Source organism: Photorhabdus sp. RM71S, assembly GCF_042879355.1.
Lineage (GTDB): Bacteria > Pseudomonadota > Gammaproteobacteria > Enterobacterales > Enterobacteriaceae > Photorhabdus > Photorhabdus kayaii.
Map to the genome: position 1 here is coordinate 1 of NZ_JBHFKV010000176.1, position 569 is coordinate 569.

Below are 569 nucleotides of genomic sequence, written 5' to 3' on the forward strand. Positions count from 1 at the left end.
GTCACTTGTTGAGTTGAAAGGCCGGTAGCCGCAGCGATATTACGTAATGCCGCACTTTCAAAGCCTTCAAAGTTACTGTGCGGTCTCGCGGCATTGACAGTAGTGATTTTCTCGCCGGGATACATAATCGGGATGCGTGCCCCGTTTTGTAGAGACAAGCGGCGGTCATTGTGAAACTCAACGCGTCCTTGTTGGTATGCGCCTAAATTCTCGTCTTCACTTTCACCCAAAGCCGCTTCTACAAGGGCCGGGTCATACGGGGACTCAATGTAAGCGCCGAAAATAGCATTCAGAATCGCAGCCTCAAGCTCCGACTGGTCATATTTAATGAGCATTTTTAGGCGCTGAACCACCGGCGTTAGAATACCGTTACCCCGATGTTGTGCTCCGCGTTCGTGATCATAATCATGAACCACATGCGGACGTCCCCACGCAGTTTCACGCGGTATACGTTCCCATGTCATGGTTTTTGCGCCGCTCCACCAGTCGCCAATATGGGCCTCTCGAATATGGTAAAACGTAGGGGCACCGTCATCGTCTATCTCTACACCGCCGCGAATATGTGGCAT

General features: G+C 51.5%; 1 protein-coding gene. It reads right to left on the minus strand.

Going from position 1 to position 569, the window contains the following annotated elements; all coding sequences use genetic code 11:
- A partial coding sequence (locus ACGF5R_RS24365; RefSeq protein ID WP_387693209.1) for a phage portal protein occupies positions 1-569 on the minus strand: 569 nt, incomplete at both ends.